Annotated in this window: 16 protein-coding genes and 2 pseudogenes; 11 read left to right on the top strand and 7 right to left on the bottom strand. The window is 68.0% G+C overall.

All coding sequences use genetic code 11. From position 1 onward, the window contains the following. The first annotated feature begins 1 nt into the window (after window position 1). From ACGFY9_RS36415 to ACGFY9_RS36390, 6 genes and pseudogenes are all read left to right on the top strand, one after another. Window positions 2–1,036, top strand: coding sequence for a hypothetical protein (locus tag ACGFY9_RS36415; protein ID WP_393761431.1), 1,035 nt, complete (start codon window positions 2–4; stop codon window positions 1,034–1,036). A gap of 12 nt (window positions 1,037–1,048) precedes the next feature. Next, entirely contained in the window at window positions 1,049–1,510 is a 462-nt protein-coding gene (locus ACGFY9_RS36410) for a hypothetical protein (RefSeq protein ID WP_393761429.1), read from the top strand. Between the two features lie 348 nt (window positions 1,511–1,858). After that, a pseudogene (locus ACGFY9_RS36405) lies at window positions 1,859–2,053 on the top strand (ATP/GTP-binding protein); the annotation flags it as partial. Then, entirely contained in the window at window positions 2,050–3,006 is a 957-nt protein-coding gene (locus tag ACGFY9_RS36400; RefSeq protein ID WP_393761427.1) for a TniQ family protein, read from the top strand. The pseudogene ACGFY9_RS36405 and the gene ACGFY9_RS36400, both read left to right, overlap by 4 nt. 34 nt (window positions 3,007–3,040) lie before the next feature. Further along, window positions 3,041–4,594 carry a HEPN domain-containing protein gene (locus ACGFY9_RS36395; protein WP_393761425.1) on the top strand — a complete coding sequence of 518 codons (1,554 nt, stop codon included), beginning with the start codon at window positions 3,041–3,043 and terminating at the stop codon, window positions 4,592–4,594. 1,075 nt (window positions 4,595–5,669) lie between these two features. Beyond that, a complete protein-coding gene (locus ACGFY9_RS36390; protein ID WP_393761423.1) occupies window positions 5,670–6,572 on the top strand; it encodes a replication-relaxation family protein in 903 nt (300 codons plus the stop codon). A 175-nt stretch (window positions 6,573–6,747) separates the two neighbouring features. Here ACGFY9_RS36390 and ACGFY9_RS36385 read toward each other — a convergent pair whose 3' ends face one another. Continuing rightward, the gene (locus ACGFY9_RS36385) at window positions 6,748–7,251 is read right to left on the bottom strand and encodes a DUF742 domain-containing protein (RefSeq protein WP_393761421.1); all 504 of its coding nucleotides are present in this window, start codon (window positions 7,249–7,251) and stop codon (window positions 6,748–6,750) included. After that, window positions 7,235–7,669, bottom strand: a complete 435-nt coding sequence (locus ACGFY9_RS36380; protein ID WP_393761419.1) for an RNA polymerase sigma factor — start codon at window positions 7,667–7,669, stop codon at window positions 7,235–7,237. Before ACGFY9_RS36380 ends, ACGFY9_RS36385 begins: the two co-directional genes overlap by 17 nt. 627 nt (window positions 7,670–8,296) lie before the next feature. Here ACGFY9_RS36380 and ACGFY9_RS36375 point away from each other — a divergent pair. After that, window positions 8,297–9,829 carry a PIN domain-containing protein gene (locus tag ACGFY9_RS36375; protein WP_393761417.1) on the top strand — a complete coding sequence of 511 codons (1,533 nt, stop codon included), beginning with the start codon at window positions 8,297–8,299 and terminating at the stop codon, window positions 9,827–9,829. Between the two features lie 174 nt (window positions 9,830–10,003). After that, a complete protein-coding gene (locus ACGFY9_RS36370) occupies window positions 10,004–10,489 on the top strand; it encodes a hypothetical protein (protein WP_393761415.1) in 486 nt (161 codons plus the stop codon). An 18-nt stretch (window positions 10,490–10,507) separates the two neighbouring features. Here ACGFY9_RS36370 and ACGFY9_RS36365 read toward each other — a convergent pair whose 3' ends face one another. After that, a complete protein-coding gene (locus tag ACGFY9_RS36365; protein WP_393761413.1) occupies window positions 10,508–11,467 on the bottom strand; it encodes a hypothetical protein in 960 nt (319 codons plus the stop codon). Between the two features lie 341 nt (window positions 11,468–11,808). Next, window positions 11,809–12,105 (bottom strand): annotated as a pseudogene (locus ACGFY9_RS36360) (hypothetical protein). Between the two features lie 236 nt (window positions 12,106–12,341). Between ACGFY9_RS36360 and ACGFY9_RS36355 the strand changes: the two are divergent. Beyond that, window positions 12,342–12,827, top strand: a complete 486-nt coding sequence (locus ACGFY9_RS36355; RefSeq protein ID WP_393761411.1) for a hypothetical protein — start codon at window positions 12,342–12,344, stop codon at window positions 12,825–12,827. An 83-nt stretch (window positions 12,828–12,910) separates the two neighbouring features. Here the strand turns inward: ACGFY9_RS36355 and ACGFY9_RS36350 are convergent, their stop codons facing one another. Beyond that, window positions 12,911–13,354, bottom strand: a complete 444-nt coding sequence (locus tag ACGFY9_RS36350) for a hypothetical protein (RefSeq protein ID WP_393761409.1) — start codon at window positions 13,352–13,354, stop codon at window positions 12,911–12,913. Window positions 13,355–14,534: 1,180 nt separating this feature from the next. Between ACGFY9_RS36350 and ACGFY9_RS36345 the strand changes: the two genes are divergently transcribed. Both ACGFY9_RS36345 and ACGFY9_RS36340 read left to right on the top strand, forming a co-directional pair. Then, window positions 14,535–16,205, top strand: a complete 1,671-nt coding sequence (locus ACGFY9_RS36345) for an ISL3 family transposase (protein WP_393761407.1) — start codon at window positions 14,535–14,537, stop codon at window positions 16,203–16,205. A 136-nt stretch (window positions 16,206–16,341) separates the two neighbouring features. Next, window positions 16,342–16,611, top strand: a complete 270-nt coding sequence (locus tag ACGFY9_RS36340; protein WP_393761405.1) for a multiprotein-bridging factor 1 family protein — start codon at window positions 16,342–16,344, stop codon at window positions 16,609–16,611. A gap of 9 nt (window positions 16,612–16,620) precedes the next feature. On the opposite strand, the gene ACGFY9_RS36335 is transcribed toward ACGFY9_RS36340, so the two are convergent. Then, on the bottom strand, window positions 16,621–17,064 hold the full coding sequence (locus ACGFY9_RS36335) for a hypothetical protein (protein ID WP_393761403.1): 444 nt from the start codon (window positions 17,062–17,064) through the stop codon (window positions 16,621–16,623). After that, window positions 17,061–17,891, bottom strand: a complete 831-nt coding sequence (locus ACGFY9_RS36330; protein WP_393761401.1) for an IS5 family transposase — start codon at window positions 17,889–17,891, stop codon at window positions 17,061–17,063. Before ACGFY9_RS36330 ends, ACGFY9_RS36335 begins: the two co-directional genes overlap by 4 nt. Window positions 17,892–17,941: the final 50 nt, after the last annotated feature.

Genomic DNA, 17,941 nt, shown 5'->3' with positions numbered 1-17,941 from the left:
GTTGGGAAAGAAGTCGAAGGCGCAACGTCAGCGGGACAACACGCGTGCGCGTGCTCGCGCGGAGCAGCAGCGGCGCACAGCGGCGGTGGAAGAGTTCACCGAGGAGCACGCCCGGATGGTGGCGCGGCGTCACGGCGATCCGCGGTTTGTGCAACGGCGCCGGGGAGTGGACGGATCGGTCGAGGTGTCCTGGGCGGCCGGGTCCGAGCTGGATGTGCACATGCGGGAGGCGATGGAGGAGCAACGGGCCGCTTTCGAAGAGAAGTTCGGACGGCCTCCCGGCCCGCACGATCCGGTCTTCTTCGATCCCGAGGCCGACGAGCCGCGTCCTTTGACGCAGGAGGCCATCGGCCGGGTGATGGACGAGTTGCTGGAGGCGGCGGACCGTTCGGGAGTGGATCCCGCGCTCGTGCACGCCTGGCGCGAGTGCGGGTATCTCGTGACGGAGGACAACCGGCACACCTTCTCCGCCGCTGAGGTGATGGCCTTCAGCGATGCCGTGCACGCCTACCGGTCGACGGCGCACGGCGAGCAGGAAGCCGCCGGGGCCGAAGCCGTCACGGACGAGGTTCTCCCCGACGACGGCCGGGCGGCGGCGGTCGCAAGTCTGCGCAAGGTGGTGGCCACGATCCTGGTGCGGCGCGATCCGCGCATCGCACTACGGGTCGTGGTGGGACTGGAGCGGCTGGCGGAGGAGTCCGGGGACGAGGCCGCCGGGCTGGCGGGAGCCCTGTCGTTCGGGGTGCTGGCGGGATGGTTGGCCGGGGCGCGGGAGTCGGGCCTGTCACCGGACGAGGCCAAGGCGGCGACGGCCTGGGTCGATGAGTACCTCGGCGCCCGGGCAGGCGAGACGGCCTCCCGGATGTCAGGGCTGATCGGAGTTCCCGGAGCAGGCGACGTGACCGTGGCGGAGGTGACCGAAGACCTGGGCGACGATCTGCTGCCGGCGATGATCTGGCTGACGTGCGGCGTCGTGGCCGTCGCCGGAGCAGGCAACACCGACTGGCTGGAGCAGTTCGACCTCGACGTGTCCTGAAGACAGAAGAAAGTGGGTGATGAGAAGGCCGTGCACGAGGAGGGACCCGCGCTGGGTCCGCCGGTGATGGTGATACAGATTCCTCGCCTGGCGAAGGCCGTCGGCCCGGGCTGGCACGCCGTACTGCACCGTTTGCACGAGCAGCTGGTCGCCCGTTGGCCCGACTACCGGGCTGTTGGGGTGAAGGAGAAGTTCGGGGGCCTGCGGGTACAGATCGATGCCGGTGAGCGGGCCGCCCGCGAGGCGGCCTCGCGGTTCGTCAGGGCCGCCGAGGCGGAGGCTGCCGTGCTCTGCGAGTTCTGCGCGGGCTCGGGGCGGGCGCGGCCTCGCGGTGACGCACCAGCCGGGTGGATCAAGACCGTGTGCGCCGACTGTCACCGCGCATGGTCCGCCCGCGAAATCATGATCGCCAACGGTGCTGTCCGGTATTCCGGACGGGGCCCGCACAGTCCCGCGGCGCCTCCCGGGGACTAATAGAGCCAGGGGGCAGCCCTTGCGCCAGCCAGTTCAGGCTCACCGGCTCCAGCCCCCTCACCCCTCGACCTGGCCTGACCCGCTGACCCAGCCGACGGCCTTCCAGCCATGAAAGGAGCTATCCGGCCACGGCCAGCCCCACCACTCTCGGCCGCCACTACCGGCCGCCCACTAACGCTGAGCAGTCAACGCTCGTAGTGAGCAACCCTCAGAACCCGCAGGTCACATCACCTCAACCGGCGCGACCCATCAACCTACCCGCAAGTAACTTCCGGCGTGTCCCACTCATTAAACTGAGCAGTGCACAGGTCAGTCTCAAAGAGCTGCTCACTTTCAAGGGAGCCGCAACAACTGGCCCCATACCTGCACCAGCGCACCGCCGGCCGCATCGGCAGCTTCGCCCGCCTCATCCGCCAGGCCGCCATCACCGCCCTCATCGACGGCACCGAACGCATCACCAAAACCTCGCTCGACGCGATCCGCCTCGACCACCTCGCCGAACAGCACCACCGCCCCCGGGCCCGGAGCACCAACACCCCGTGAGCCCGACAGACGTCGCGGCCCGTGCTGCGGCAGGGGCCGGCACCGCGCAGCGCAGCGTCGTCACCACAGGGGCATGGCATCGGATCCCCTTCGCCGCGCCGGGCGTGTTCCGCGTACGGCCCCTGCCCCGCGAAGCGACCGCCTCATACATGCAACGCCTCGCCGACACCTACCAGCTGACGCTGCCCCAGCTCCTCGACGGCGCCGGCATCACCCTCCACCGCCACGGCACGCCACCGAGCGCCGAACTCATCCTCACTGCGGGCGCGGCCCGGCGCCTCGCCGTCCTGGCCCGCACCCCGCTCCCCCGCCTGACGTGCGCCCTGCCCCACCTCCCTCTCAGCGACGCCGCCCACGACACCGAGGCGGCCGCGTACTGGAAACGACTCGATGCCGGGCAACAACCCGTCCGTGCCTGCAGGCTGTGCACCCGCCACCGAAGTCACAACGCCACCGACACCGCCTGGATCCACCCACCGCCGCACCAGCTGGTGTGCCCACGCCACCACCAAGGAGCCCCCGACCCACGGCTCACTTCCACCGTCCGCACCTGGGCCGTGCCGGAGCTTGTCGCCGCGCACCACGCACACCAGCGACTCCTACGACGCCCCCGAGCTGCCACCGCCTGGACCACGGCACGCGCCATCACCACCCGCTGGTACGACCACCAGCAACACCTCACCCACCGCTGGCGCACCCGCCTGACCAGACTCTGCACGGCCAGCCCCCACCTGACCACCACGGGCAACGCCTCCCCCGCACTCCTGGCACGCGACCTGGTGACCTACCCCGAAACCGTCGCCCTCGCCCGCATACTCGCCACCCTGCCGAACCGACCACACCACACCACCGACCACGCCCTCAGCCTCATCGCCCACCGCCTCGGACTGCCCCGCCTGGCCAGCAACGCGAACGATCCCCTCCGGGTCTTCCTCACCCACACACGCCACTGACCAGCGCCAGAAAAGCCGGATCTGTCCATACACCATGCGGTGTGCTGCAATGCCAAGGCTGACCTTGTCAGGAACGTCGTTCCTGGCTACAAACTGCGCTGGCCCGACGGGCGAAGCCGCAGGGCAAGGACCAACGGAGGCTGAGAACGTGGTCACGTCGCGGAGCGGAGTTTGGTGGGCTGCCGATCATCCTGGCCGGCGGGTACCAGGGACCTTGGTCCGCGAGGACCGTACCTGGTCGCTCAACCTTGTTGGGACGCTGCTGCCCTTCGAGCACGACCATGACGGCGCCCTGTCGCTTGTCTCGCCCATGACGATCTACGGCATGTATTTGGGCACACGCTGCACTCTCGCCCCGGCGTACCTGTCCGAGCAGCAAGAACCCGGGAGACGCTATGACGTTCCCCGGGACGAGCGCGCCACAGACGATGATCAGCACTCACAGGTCTGGACCGCCTACAGCTTCCTCGAAGGCGACGCTCTACCCGACGACGCTTTGTTCCAGGCCGCCTCATTCGAATTGACGGGCCTGTCAGCGTGGTGGCCGCTGAGCGGTTTCAGGACACGCCGGATCGACCCGTCCGAGGTAAAGGGCTACGAGCCCCCAGAACCCACCATTGCGGACTGCGGCAATGGCTTGACCATCACTATCTGGGCCAGTCTGCGAGAGACCAGCAGGTGGAACCGATACCACTCTGTAGCGGAACGGGTGTGCATGGAAGTAGTCAGCGAGACCGGTCTCACGCTGACTCAACTACAGGAAGGGGTGATCACGCCTCTGCGCAGCCTGCTGGCCATCATCAGTCACCGGCGAGTCGAGTGCTTCAATCTGCAGCTCCGGCCACTCGACGCTGATTATCCCGACCAGGCCCGCTTCGGATACCCGATCACGGTTGATCCCGGAATGATCGACGGAGAGGCCGAAGTTGCGTCGGACCGTCCAGGTGAACGGCCGACGTTCACCGCGGATGACACCGACCTGAGCTCGTTCATCCCCGCATGGTTGACGCTTGCAGAGGTCAACTCGGTGCCTATCTCTGCTGCGGAAACACGCCACCCCTCGGGAGTCCTTCAAACAGGGGTTGTGGAGGTCGTCAACGCGGCCGAGACGCTCCACCGGACCACCCACAGCGAGCCTTCCGACTACCCGTTCGCCGACAAGGTGCTCGACATCCTGAAGGAATCGGAGAGGACGAACCGGAAGGAGCGGGACACCGTGTACTCCGCCGTCAAGATGACCCAGCTGCGTCTGGAAACACGGCTGCTGCAGTTGGCCGGAGGGCTGGGTGAGGAGTTCTGTACCTGGTTCTTCCCGAGCGGAGCAAAGGACTGGGCGTTCGTGGCATCTGTCATCCGAAACGCGCTAAGTCACGGCTACCCCACCAAGCATCGCCTTGAGCACGACGCAGAAGCCCTCGTAGGGGTCCTGCGAGTAACCCAGGCCGTCATCCAGCTCCGGCTGCTCGTCGAGGCAGGCCTCCCCCGCGGCAACGTGCTGAAAGCTCTTGTCGAGCAAGACCCCACGTTCGCCGCTGTGCGGCACCAGACCGTAGCCAACTGGCCAGCCCTCGCCGCCACCATCCGGTGATCTGCAACAGCAACTCACAGCTGCCTAAAGGCACACCACTACACCAACGAGATATCCAAGATCATTCCCACAAAACTACAGGACCGCAGGCCAACCATCAGAACACTCAAATCGAACAGACCTCAATGCCCTCCTCACCATCTCCGTACCGGACCACCCTCCTAGCCCCAAATCCCAACCAAATGACGAGACACCAGACCAGAGCCACCCAGACCCCTCAAAACCACTGCTCCATCACACTTGGGCACGCGGGAGCAGAGCGGCCGAGGTTGACCGCCCAGGAAGAGTTTACGTCAGATAGACGAGAATGGTGGGGCCCCCGCCTACTCGCAACCCTGAGGAACCGCGGTGTCCCGTCAGATGGACTGCACGAGGATGCCGCTGGCGCGCGCGGTGAACTCGCCTTCGCGGATGCTGGCCGCCGCGTCGAGACGCTACGGAGCACGGGAACGTACAGACCCCAGTCGGCATCACCGGCAGTGAGCCAGTCCCCGGCCCACGGGCCCGGGGTGGTCGACAGCTCCCGACCACCGAGCGGGCCGCCCACGAGTCGGACGATCACAGCGGCACCTCCATCCGGCGGGGCTCTCCCGCCTCACCCCTTAGGCGGGGCTCAGCCGCGAGAGGACTGCATCGAGATCACCACCGAGTTCTCCAGCCGTCCGGCGTCTCCCTCCCGTCCGGCATCGCGCGGCCCCGCCGTCGCGCGCGAGGAACACCGGCGGCGCCCGATCCCCTCGCCCGCCGCCCGGGGCCTGTCCCACCCACCCACTTCTCTTTCTTCCTGCTGTGGGGCGTGGACTCGGGGGCGTAGAGGGGATGTCGGCCTCCCGGCCATGACCCAACCAGGGATGGTGACCTGCGGTTTCACGGACAGACGCGGCAGAGCGTGCGGACGGTTGTCGGCCGGATTGTCGGCGGGGATGTGGGCCTGGTCCACGGCGGTGTTGTCGCTTCGTGACCGTGGTCGGGTCTTCGTGGTCGGGGTTCGGTCGGGGCCGGCTGCTGCTGTGACCGGTACGCGCGGCGCCGGACAGGACGGTGCCGCACCGTACGGGAAGCGAGCGGATCCGTGATGATCGGCGTGGACGTGGGCAGCGGGGACCGGATGGCGCTGGGGGTGCTGGCGCAGTACCGGATGGCCACCACCGAGCAGATGCACCGGGTGATCGCCCCCGCAGTACGCATCGAGCAGACCCAGCGGCGGCTGGCCCGGCTGCGCGGTGAGGGGCTGATCGACCGCATCACCCTGCCGCAGGCCGGACGGACCCGGGTGTGGTTCCCGACCTCGTACGGCGTGCAACTCGCCTGCGAGTGGCCCGAGATGCGCAGGCACCGGCCCTCAAGGACCTTGTCCGATCCGATCGCAGTACGGCTGAAGGTGGGCCACGCGCTGACCGTGACCGAGACCGCGTTCGCCTTCCTCGAGGACGCCCGCCGCCGCGGCGACGTGTGCGAGCCGCTGGACTGGATCCCCGAGGTCCACCATCCGACCGGGAGCGGCGAGGCCGTCATCACCGACGCGCTCCTCTACTACCGGAGCGGCCCCGTCGACGGCGCAGGCGGGGCGATGCTGAGGGCGTTCGTGGAAGTCGACCGGGCCACCATGGGCCCCGAACGCCTCGCCGTCAAACTGACCGCGTACGAGCGCCTCCACCGCTATGTGCCCGTGGTCCCGGGGCGCCGGCCGACCCTCCAGGAACCGGCGGTGGAGGAGTGGCGGCGGCGCTATCCGCTCTTCCCGCGTGTCCTGTTCGTCCTGGACGGCACCGGACCTGCCGGTGTCGAGAACCGGATCAGCGCCCTGCGCGCGGGGGCCGGGCTGCTGACCCCGTCGCGCTTCCTGCACGACGTCCCCGTGCTCGCGGCGCCGCTAACCGACCTGCTCCAGCACAGCCCCTCCGCACCCGTGTGGCGCCCCGTCCACGACCCCGACCGGCGAGTCCGCTGGACAGAGACCGGGCATCGGCAGACCTGACGTACGTGCCTCCACAGACGACGACACAGGTCTGCACTCGCTTCGCCCGACAACCCCTCCGCAGCAAAGCAGCCGGCCACCACACCCGCGCGAATCCACCTCTTCTCGCCCCAGTCAGCTGGTCGATGCGGTGCGAACGTATTTGCACAGGCAATGCACCTGCGGGTGCAATAGGTCAGAGCTGGCGGAGACCGCCGAGCACTCTCTTCAGCAGTCCCGCGTCAAGTCGGCCGCGGGTGGCCTCGGCTCCGTCAGGCTGATGAATCGCCACCAGTCCCTCCGCCGCCATGTCGGCGATGAGCATGCGCGCGATACCCAGAGGCACACGGAGAAGGGCTGAGATCTCGGCAACCGACCTGATCTCTCGGCACAGCTCCCAGATCCGCACCTGCTCGGGCAGATGTCCTTGTATCCGAGAGCGGTCCTCTGTGCTGCGCACCAGCGCCTCCACAGCGAGCCGGGGGCGTCCCCGGGCCAATCCGCTCTGAGGATCCAGACCGCCCATGGCATCCCCGCGCATATGTGCCGCGATCGTCGCCCGTCGGCGAGCCTCTACTTTTACGCGTAGGAGCACGGCCGCGACGGTCTCCGGCCCAGAGTACTGGTCAACGAGTCGGGTGTAGGTGGTGTCGATGTCAGCCGACTCAGGCTCATCGAGAGCGCTACGCATCGGGTCCATCGCCGGCCTCCTTCCTGTGGATCGCGCTGCTTACTGCACGCCGTGCGTGGGCAAGGTTGCCCCGCGCCTGTTCCGGGGTGCACCGGAGAACGTCGGCGATCTCCGACGGCGTCATGTCGACGAGCGTCAGTGTCATCACTTCCCGCTGCCGCGGAGGCAGAGCCGCGACTGCGGAACCCGCGACCAACGCCATTTCCACCGCGGCCAGGTCGTCCACGGCCCTGTGATCGACGATGTCCCGGTCGGACAGTACGGCCTGCTGATTCCACTTCAGGAGGCAGGCATGACGTAACGCGACGGTCCGCACCCAGGCCTGCGGCGTGGACACCTTCTGCCAGTGAAGAAGAAGGCGCGTCATGGCCTCGGCAGCCGCGTCCTCCGCGATATCCGGGGTGAACCCGCGGTAAGCGATCAGCATCGCTACTACCCGGGGGTACTGACACTGGAAGAACGCCGTGTATCCGTCGGACTCACTATCCACTCCGATCGTCCTTCCGGCCCGGGTGGGCTCCACGTCCACTCCTGAGCCCCACGACAAGAACCACGATGATGATCAGCAGGACCAGCACGGCCGAACCGAGCGTGACGGTAGCCGACTTAGTGGTTACGTAGAAGGTGCCCAGGCCCCCCAGAACAGAGTTGACGAGCAGCACCAGGCCCGCCATCTCACTCCGTCCCGAACCGCGTTCTTCCGCCTCCGGCACGACCGGCCGCCCCGGCACCTTCTCTCCTGATCCGGCCACAGGTCCGGGAGTGGAATCAGGCAGCCTTGGAAGCCGCGCACTGTTGTCCGTCATGCCTCTCTAGAGCCCCCGGACCCCGCCCGCATGAAAGTGACACCGGTCACTGCCCGAAAGCACAGGCCGAGGTCGAGCCTATGGCGTGGGAACGCCCCATGCGGCGGCTTCGGCGTCGGTGAGGAGCAGCGCCTGGGTCTGGCGGGCGCCTCCGCGGTGGGCGATGTGGACGCGGCCCGGGTGCAGTCGTCGGCCACAACCTGACGAAGATTGAGATACTGCCTCCTCTTTGAGACGGGGAGGCCTTGTTGATCATCTTTGATACGAACGCGGTGCACCTTCTGCCGCCTGAAGGACCGCGTGCCGACATCATCCGGAAGTTGCGGCAGTCGAAGCATCACAGGGTCGCCGTGCCGTGGATGGTGCTGGAGGAAATGGCCGCCCATCAGGCGCACCTCTACCCGGTGAAGCACCAGTCGGTCCTGAACGCCCTGGAGAAGTTGCGGGACATCCTTCCCTGGGAGCTGGAGAGCTCGGTGGAGTCGCTGGACCTGGAGCGGTATTTGGATCACTGGCGGGAGGTCTACGGAGAGATCTTCGAGGTGATCGAGACCAGCGACGGAGCCATCCGCAGGGCGTTCCAGCGGGAGGCGATGGCCCTGCCGCCGACGAAGCGCGGCAAGGACCACTCCGAAGGCGGCCGCGATGCGGCGATCTGGTTCTCCGTCCTGGAATTCCTGGAACAGAACCCGGACCAGCACGTCCACTTCGTCACGAACAACAGCAAGGATTTCACCGACGGGACCGGCTTCCCGTACCCGATGAACGACGACATCCGCGGCATGGAAGACCGGCTCGTCTTCCTGCGGGACTTCGACCAGGTCGTCTCCCGGTTCACCAGAGAAGTGTCCGGGACGGAGGCGGAGGCTGCGGCGGGCGAGCTCCTGAGGTCACTACCTGTGCGGGAGCGGGTTTCTCAGACGGCCGTAGAGGTTCTCAGCTCTCCTGCCGGATTCGCCGGCTTGGGGACCGCCGGCGTCGGGGTGGAGTGGCGTGAGTGGCTCGCCTCACCCGAAGTCGATCTCCTCAGCGTCACGGACGTGAAGGGACATGAGATCGAAGGTGACGTCTGGTACACGGCCAAGGCCAGCTGGCTGCTGTACGGTCTCGCCTTCAACGGAGAGGAGGCCAGTGCTCACTACATCGCCTGCGTGTGGCACATGAAGGTTCTCTTCTCCGCAACCGAGGGCGACACGGCACCGACACTTCTCGCAACAGAAGAGCCCTCGCCACCGGACACTGACGACGAACCATGCATGAGGATTCTGCAGGACCTCAAGAAGCGAGCCACTGGCGCTGCCGCAGACGCGAAGCAGAGTCTCCTCGCCGCGCAGTCTTCTGTGGAACGCGTGGTCACCGAGCAGCTGCCGCCTTCCGTGCGTACGCTCGACCTCGCCACCAACCAGCTAGCGCGAAGGCTCGCTGCTGACACGGCAGCGCTGCAAGCCCTGGCTGACACCCCGGGCCAGAAACTCGCCCGGCAGTTCGCCGAAAACCAGAAAATGGTACAGGCGTTGTTCGACAACCCGGGCCTGAAGATCGCCCAACAGTTCGCCGAAAACCAGGCAGCGCTACAGGCGTTGTTCGACAACCCGGGCCTGAAGATCGCCCGGCAGTTCGCCGACTCCATGCCGAAGCTCGACATCGCCACCACGGGGCCGCAATCGCCTGCTGGTGACAATGTGTCCGATGCCGATGCAGAGCAGCTGGAATCCCCAGGTGACGTTGAAGACGGGCCCGAGGACGAACCGGATGGCGACGGTGGCGAACGCTGTGAATAAGGAGGCGGGCGTTACCGCCGACTCTTCTTCGCGTCGATCGGGCCCCTGCTCGTCATGACCCCAGTCCCGGCCCGGTGCCTGTGCAGATTTCATGGCCGCGGCATCGAACCCCTCTGGGGCGCGGCTCCACCCCTCCCAGTCCAGGACCTGCAGAGGTGCCGTGAGGTTCGCACAGTGCAGGTCGCCGTGGTCAGCGCTCCAGCAGTGCGCGACCGGGGCCGGAATGCCGAGGAACTCGGGGATGGCCCGGTCCATGTACTGCTGCCATACGGCAGCGCGGTCGGTGCTGACGACCGCCACCCTCTGCATCGTCCCGGCGAGGCCGGTCCACCAGGAGTCCGGCAGCGGGAGGTCGTGCTGGAGGACCGGCTCATCGACACGCACCGACAGCTCCGCCCGGTAGACGGTGGTGTCGTCGGCTGCGTCGTAGACGGCCAAGAGGGCGGGTCGGTGGCCGTCGAGGTGAGCGTCGCCTGTGCTCACCACGACGGCAACAGTGAAGAGGCGTGCCGCCTTATGGTCGCCGCCCTCGCCGGACTGCCCGGCGACTTCCGTTCCGGCCTGGTCCGCCGCCGCGCCCTGGACCTGTACGAAGCGATCCCCGCCCAACACCACCACGAACGCGCCGTAAAAGAGTTGCGGGACGCCCTCGCTGCTTGAGGTACAGACACCGGGGTTCTAGTCAGCAGGGTGGTCCGGCCACACGAGGCGCAGGACGACCGTCCGTCCTACTCCGGCATCCCGCATCGCCTGAACCCGGTGCTGGCCGTTGATGAAGCCGTTGCTGATGTAGTCGTCACCAGAAGGCTGGATGGCGACGGGCGGACAGTACAGGGAATAGAGCGCTGCTCGTTCCCACTTGCTCGCGCCGACCCCAGCAGCGTACGCATCGGCGTAGCGCCTCATGTCGTCCGCTTTCACATCCTCGTCTCGCGCACGCGAGAGCGCGGTGAGCGCCATGTCGTTGACGCGGTGCCAGTCGCCTGAGTGGTACCAGCAGCAACGCCGCCGCAAGAGACGGTCCGTCCAGCTCCGCGCCCGGGATGTAGCGCCCGAACCACCGGACATGCATTCTTCGCGGAACGGGCGGGGCTGCGCCAAGCGCCCCAACTCGATCGTCTCGAACCGCGGCTCCGGCTCTGCTTCCGGCTCGGGCGGCAGGTAGCCCTCGCCACGGTCTTCGGCGACCGGACCGCCGACCAGGTGCACGACGTGGTCCCTGCTGATCGTGTCCCAGTGCGGATCGTGCACCTGGTGCGGCTCGGTCTCGCCGAAGGTGACCAGCTGGAACTCCGGCTCCTCGCCGAACGCTCCCGGAAGCTGCCGCTCGATCCACACCGGCGGCAGTTCCTGTTCGGGGCAGTGCTGCTGCCACACCGCTTCCGCACACAGCTCAGCAGTGTTCGTCAGGCTCGGTGCCTCATCCAGGTCCTGAGTCACCACCGCTACCGCCCGCTGCCCGGGGGCCGTGAACAACTGCAGCCGAAACGAGGTGCGCCCTGCGCGGAACATGTGGTCGTCCACAGTGCGCTCGCGCGAAGCAGCGAGGCACAGTAGGTCCGCCAGCGCCTCCTCGGACGGCCCGGGATCTGCTGCATCATGCCTGGCGGGCGGTGGGTCCTGAGGCACATCGTTCATGCCGCCATCATGACCGCCGATCGCCCCACCTCGCAGGCAGCGGCGGCCAGTTCCTCGGGTTCGCGCGGCCGTGTCGCGCTTATGTCGCAGCGGTGAGAGCAGCCGGTGCGGGCAGCCACCACGACGTCCGCCGTCGGCTCTCCTTCATCGTCCGTGGGAAGCTCGGCCGTCGGCAGCCGCAGTCCGGAAGCCACGCGCTGCTGTACCGCGAAATACCCGCCCGCGGTGCGAGCGCCAGGAGTCCGTCAGCAACGCCCGGGCGGCACGCGGTACGACAGCACGCTGACCTGCCGTGGTCGGGGTCATGGTCGGGGTGCCCACCACGGTTGTCGGGGCGGTGGTCAGGGTGTGTCGCCGGAGTAGTAGAAGCGGCACATCACACCCGGGCCGGGCGCGCGGGGTTCGCCGGGAGCCGGGTCGTACAGAGCACGGCCGCCGGGCTACCGCGACAGCTCGGTGGACAGGGCCACGCCGTCGTCGACTTCCTCGCTCCGCCACCCGTGGATGTCCAGCAGCAGGCCGTCCAGCGGCCCGCCGACCAGTTCGGCGTAGGTCCGGTGCGGGAGCGGGCCGGGGTTGGGGTCGTCGTGGTCGTGGCCGTAGACGCGGCCGTTGCGCAGCTGCTCGTCACCGTTCATCCGACCAGCCTTCCAGCCGCCACCGACAACGCGGGTCCCGCGCCGACCTCAGCGGTGGAAGGGGCCTCTTCCCACGGCTATCGCGCGGGAAAGTCGTCGTCGCAAGAAGGCCCACTCCCCCAGAACCCGCAGTTCCGGCAGTACGTGCCGGGTAACCTCCGGGCAGAGTGCGCTGAGCTTGGGGGTGGGCGTTGAGATTCACGATCGACACCGAATCCGATTCGTACGAGGACGCGATGCGTACCGTGCGCGCGGCCTATGGAAAGCCGCAGCCCGAGCCAGGTGGGCAGCCGGAGGTGTTGCCAGAGGATGTGGTGTGGAAGCCGCCCGGCCGGTACGACTACCCGGCCTGGACTGAGGAGATGCTGCGGTCCTGGGTGAAGTCGCTACACACCGTGGAGGAACTGGACGTGGTGTGGCGGGTGTGCGCGGAGCCCGGCCCACCCGGCGTCCGGGGGCAAGTCATCGCGGAATACCTCTCCCCCCATCTGACCGGCAAGCCGGCCCTCACGGCCCTGGGCGTCGTCAGCCGACGGATGAACACTGCCGCCCGCGAGCTGTGGGCCCGGCAGACGCCCTTCGTGATCGACGAAGTGAAGCGCACCCGCACCGTCGACCGGTCGGTGGCCGCGATCCTGCTCGACGCGCTCGCCGACCACCCCTTGTGGCTCCGGATGCGCCACCACAGCAACCCTCCCGCACTCGGCTCACCACACTCCTGAGCCCAGCCGTCTCCTGCTGGACAAGCCGTCCTCAAGGGTGGCTTGCCCACCAATGTGGTCGGGGCGGTGGTCAGGGTGCGTGCTCACCGCGCCTTCGGCAGCGCGTCCAGAGAGCGGCGTTCCTCCCTCATGCCACGGCCGACCACGCTCCACACCGGCTTACCGGGGCCCTGCTGAGTCAGCTGTGCCAGCGTCGTGGTCGCCACGATGATCCGGTAGTTCACGCTGTGGACGTGCTGGGCGCGCTGGTGGAAGACCGCTTCCCGGGTGGCCGGGGCCGCGCGTCGCGGGGCGGGAGCAAAGACGAACAGCACCGGCGGGAAGGGCCGGTCCAAAGACGGCCCGGCGTAGGTCTCCTGCCAGTGGCTGCGCGGGGCACGGGCGGCGTTGCCGCGTCCGGACGGCGGCGCGTTGCGGTAGGCGTCGTAGCGCTCCACCTTGGCGACCAGGCGGGCGTAGGACATCGTGCGGTCGGTCTCCATGAACGCGCTGGAGCCGTTGTTCAGGAGCACCACGCCGTCGGGCACCAGGTTCCCGGCCGAGGTGGGATGGGACGACTTCTACCTGCCAGTCGGCGCAGTCGGCCGCCTCCGCCTGGTGGAAGGCGACGACGGTGTCGACCAGGGCGAGGCCGTGCTCCCGAAGACCCGTCTTGCTGGCCGCGATGCGCTTGCCGGTGGTCCGGCCCGCCCTCGGTGCGAGTGCACCGGAGGCGGCGGCTTCGGCGAGGCCCGCCGGGGTGCAGTACCAGTAGCTCTGCTGGGCGCGGTGGGTCCGGCCGACCAAGGGCCGGGGATTCGGCGAGCAGGTTGCGCAGGGCGCGATGGACGTGGTCGGTGTCCTGCTGGTGCGGCAGCAGCAGTGGCTTGAGCTGGCGGGGTGTGGCCAGACGCAGCTGGGCGAGGGTGAGCAGGACTTCGCCGCGGATGTCCGCACCGGCCTTCGCCGCCGCCGCCTTCCGGGCCCGGGACGCTTCTCCAGGCACATCAGTGCTGGGAGAAGAGGAGTTGCAACCGGCCAGGACGGGTCGACAAGGGGTCTGATCAGCGACAACCGCCAGACGGCGGCTCGCAGCTGCAGGGCTCGGAGCGTGGCTCGCCGCAGGGCTCGTTGCGGGGCTCGCTGTCGCAGCGCTGTCCGACCCGGTCTGCGGCGTCGGCGGGGTCGGCGGGAGGGGTGCGGTGGTCATCGCGTCCTCGGGATTCTCCGGCCGTACGCGGCCGGATCGGTGACAGGTCCGGCCCGCGCGCGAGGCGTACGGGCCGGAGCCACCGTGAGAAGGCACCCCTTGTCCGCGACCTGACGGTCACCGCTCCCGAGTGTCCGTTATGACCCTTGACCACCCCTTGACGAGACGGTTCGTCCGTGGCCGACGCCACACGGCTGCGGGCGGCGAGGCAGGGAGTGGCACCGAGCTCAGGGGCTGCCCGACTGGGTGACGCCCTGCGCGAGCTGGCCGACGACGTCGAAGACGGTCTGGCCGAACGCGGTGGGGGCGTTCAGCACGCCGAAGACCAGCACGATGACGACGGTCAGCTTTTCGTCGTTCCGGCTCCGGGAGTGTGTATGGCTTTGTATCTCAGTGCGGGCTCTGGTCCACTTCGTGTGGTCGCGTACACAGGGTGACTGTCGATCTTTGTGTCGTGGCGGTTGAGTTCGCCCGAAAATCGCTGGGCTGGATGGTGGTGTGGTCGACAGTCCTTCGCCGTGAACGAAGTGCTTCCGCAGCTGGACGAGCTGCTGTTCTCCTCGGTCGAGGGCGTGTTGTTGGAATCGGTCGAGGCGACCGACACAGTCGTCAGGATCGATGCCCGTACGACCGCAGGGCAGGTGGCCTGTCCGGGGTGTGGATGCTGGTCCGGGCGAATACATGGCACCTACCTGCGATCTCCTCGCGATCTGCCGACAGCGGGCAAGCTCGTCGTGGTGTCGTTGCGGGTGCGGCGGTTCGTCTGCGAGGAGGAATCGTGCGAGCGGAAAACCTTCGCCGAGCAAGTACCCGGCCTCACCCGCAAGTTCGGGCGACGGACCGAGCGGCTGCGGTCGACACTGGTGTCGGTCGGCCTCGCGCTCGCGGGCCGGGCCGGCGCCCGGATGACGGACGCCTTCAAGGTCCCGGTCAGCCGGAACACCTTGCTGAGGCTGATCGCCTCGCTTCCCGGCCCCGCCACCGCAGCACCCCGCGTGGTCGGCGTGGACGAATACGCCCAGCGCAAGGGCCGTGTCTACGGAACCGTGCTGGTCGACGTCGAGACACGTCGCCCGGTCGACCTCCTTCCCGACCGGGAAGCGGACACGCTCGCGGCCTGGCTCGCCGAGCGACCCGGCATCGAGATCATCTGCCGCGACCGGGCTCCCTTCTTCGCCGAGGGCGCCACCCGTGGCGCCCCGCAGGCCCTCCAGGTCGCCGACCGGTGGCACCTCTGGCACAACCTGGGCGAAGCCGCCGAGAAGTGCGTCTACCGGCACCGCGGTTGCTTGCGCCCCATGCCGACACAGCCGGAGGAACCCCAGGAGGAGCCTGAGCCGACCGCGTTGTCGCCCTGGCCGACAGGGCACCGGTTCGCCGAACGCACCCGCGCCAAGCACGCCACCATCCACGCTCTCCTCGCCGCCGGTCACAGCAAGCGGTCCGTCGCCCGACAACTCGGCATGACCCTCAACACGATCCTGCGCTTCTCCCGGGCCACCACCCCGGAGGAGATGTTCACCGGTCAGTGGCAAAACCGCGCGACCAGGCTCGACGCGTACAAGCCCTACCTCGATCAGCGCTGGCAGGAAGGCTGCACCAACGCCTGGAAACTATGGGAGGAGATCAAGGAACAAGGCTATCCACGCGGATACGCCAGCGTCCGTGACTACGTCAGCAGGACTCTTCGCGGCAAGCCCCAACCGGTCGGTCCCCGACCGCCATCGGCCCGCGCCGTCACGCGCTGGATCCTCACGCACCCCGACGCGCTACCCGAAATCGACCGGATCCACCTCAAAGCCGCCTTGGCCAACTGCCCCGAACTGACAGCACTCGCCGAGCACGTGCGCTCCTTCGCCCACATGCTCACTCACCTGCAAGGCGACCGACTCCCCGAATGGATCGAAGCAGCCAGCGCCGCTACCGAACTGCCCAGCCTCCGCCACTTCGCTCAGCACCTACTGCGCGACCTCGACGCCGTCACCGCCGGTCTCACCCTCCCCTGGAACTCCGGCGTCGTGGAGGGCCATGTCAACCGGATCAAAATGCTCAAGCGCCAGATGTTTGGCCGTGCGGGATTCGCCTTGCTTCGCAAACGAGTCCTCCTGGCCACCCGAGAGGGCGGTATGCGAGTTTTTGTGTTGTATCTGACTCTGCTACGGGATTGGCGTGCAGATCAGGGCTGTTAACGAGTGCCGGTTGCATGGCTAGGACGAACAAATCGACTGGGATTCGGCCTGGCGGGCGCGTTGCCGCGGCCCGGTGCCCGGCATGGGACCGAGCGAGAGGGCCATCTCGGCCCGGGCTCCGCGACATACTGCGGTCATGAGTGGAGAGGATTCGACACGGCTGGCGAGAGCCCTCATCGAGTTCCGGGAGGCCGAAGGCATCTCGGAGCGTGAACTCGCGCGCCGCACCTGGCTGAGTGAGGCGACCATCAGGACCTTCGAACGCGACCGTGGAGACCTGCCCACCCCAACCGTTGCCCGAAGCTTCGAGGAAGTACTCGGCTGGGCTCCGGGCAGCATCAAGACCACGCCGTCCGAGGCGATGGGCCGTGAGACATCGGCCGACTCGACCATGGACCTCGAGTAGGTGTGCTGGTCAGGGCTGGCTTCCGGGCGATTGCGGTCGTGGCCTGGTGAACAGTCCTGGCTCGGTTTCGGCCAGGATTCCGCGGTCGGCCAGCCGCTTGAGCTTGAGGCGAACGTTGTTGATGTTGTTGGGCGCGACCGGCAGGTCCATCGCCTCGCACACCTGCCGCGCACGCAGCGGATGGTCGGCCGCGGTGAACACCGCCATGATCTGCTGGTAGGCCGGATGGTCCGGCAGTTTCAGTGCCGGCGGCGCGGGCGGTTGCGGGTCCGGCAGCGCCAGCAGCGTCATGCGGGTGATCCGGACTTCGTCGGCAGCCCGGCCGAGTTCGTCGAGCTGGGCGGTCAGCTGCGTGATCTGTTCCCGCGTCGTCTCGGCCTGCGCGGTGATCTGGCGTTCCCGCTCCTCCAGTCGGGCCAGCACCGCGCCGAGCGTCAGCTCCCCGCCGGTCATGCCGTGCGCCAGGCGGGTGCGGTCGCCGCGGTCAGCCGGCGCAGTATCACCGCGGTCATCACCCAGTACACCCGCGACTCCGAACTGCGGGGCCGGTGCTCGTAGTCGCGCACCAGCCTGCGGTGCAGCATCAAGATCCCATAGGCGCGTTCCACGACCCACCGCCTGGCCTGGGGAACGAACCCGGTCTGCTTGGGATTGCGCTCGACGATCTCCACCTCGATGCCCAACTTTTCCCCGTGCGCGACGACGGCGTTCTTGAAACCCTGGTCGACCAGGGCCTTCTGCACGTTGTCGGTGTCGGCGGCGACCCTGTCCAGCAGTGCGATGCCGACGGCGTTCTCGTGCGCAGAGGCGGCCGCCACGGCTACCGCGATCACCAGCCCCATAACGTCAACGGCCAGGCCGCGCTTGCGGCCCGGTACTTTTTTTGCCGCATCACGCCCCGTCGACACCGCGGGCACCCCAGCTGCCGCATGCACGCTCTGGGTGTCAAGCACCACCAGGCTCGGGTCCGCCTTCCGACACGTCATCTCCCGCACCTGCCAGCGCAGCAGGTCGTGGATGGTCAGATCGACGCCGTCGTCACGCCAGGTGTAGAAGTAGTACTTCACCGCGCCGGGCGGCGGAAAGTCGTGCGGGAGCAGTTCCCACTGGCAGCCGGTGCGGCCCTGGTAGAGCAGCGCGTTGACGATCTCCCCCATCGTGTACCGGCCCTGATGGCCACTGACCGAGGGATGCGCGGCCTTCCACCCGGCGATCACCGGCTCGACCAGCGCCCACTGCTCGTCGCTCACGTCGGTCTTGTAGGGCTTGCGCTCGCTCACAGCGACCAGCCCAACATGCCCATGGCCGCCGACCGGCCGGGATGCCGCAC

This window comes from Streptomyces sp. NPDC048504 (assembly GCF_043200035.1).
Classification (GTDB): Bacteria; Actinomycetota; Actinomycetes; order Streptomycetales; family Streptomycetaceae; genus Streptomyces.
Note: the sequence above shows the minus strand (reverse complement) of the source record. Positions and strands in the feature narration are given on the sequence as shown.

What these genes read in the sequence shown, in the direction of transcription:
- ACGFY9_RS36385 (WP_393761421.1), bottom strand. Translation starts at nt 7,251, where the DNA reads ATGGACCCGATGCGTAGCGCTCTCGATGAGCCTGAGTCGGCTGACATC.
- ACGFY9_RS36395 (WP_393761425.1), top strand. Translation starts at nt 3,041, where the DNA reads ATGCGGTGTGCTGCAATGCCAAGGCTGACCTTGTCAGGAACGTCGTTC.
- ACGFY9_RS36335 (WP_393761403.1), bottom strand. Translation starts at nt 17,064, where the DNA reads ATGACCGGCGGGGAGCTGACGCTCGGCGCGGTGCTGGCCCGACTGGAG.
- ACGFY9_RS36380 (WP_393761419.1), bottom strand. Translation starts at nt 7,669, where the DNA reads ATGCTGATCGCTTACCGCGGGTTCACCCCGGATATCGCGGAGGACGCG.
- ACGFY9_RS36365 (WP_393761413.1), bottom strand. Translation starts at nt 11,467, where the DNA reads ATGAACGATGTGCCTCAGGACCCACCGCCCGCCAGGCATGATGCAGCA.
- ACGFY9_RS36390 (WP_393761423.1), top strand. Translation starts at nt 5,670, where the DNA reads ATGATCGGCGTGGACGTGGGCAGCGGGGACCGGATGGCGCTGGGGGTG.
- ACGFY9_RS36340 (WP_393761405.1), top strand. Translation starts at nt 16,342, where the DNA reads ATGAGTGGAGAGGATTCGACACGGCTGGCGAGAGCCCTCATCGAGTTC.
- ACGFY9_RS36355 (WP_393761411.1), top strand. Translation starts at nt 12,342, where the DNA reads ATGCGTACCGTGCGCGCGGCCTATGGAAAGCCGCAGCCCGAGCCAGGT.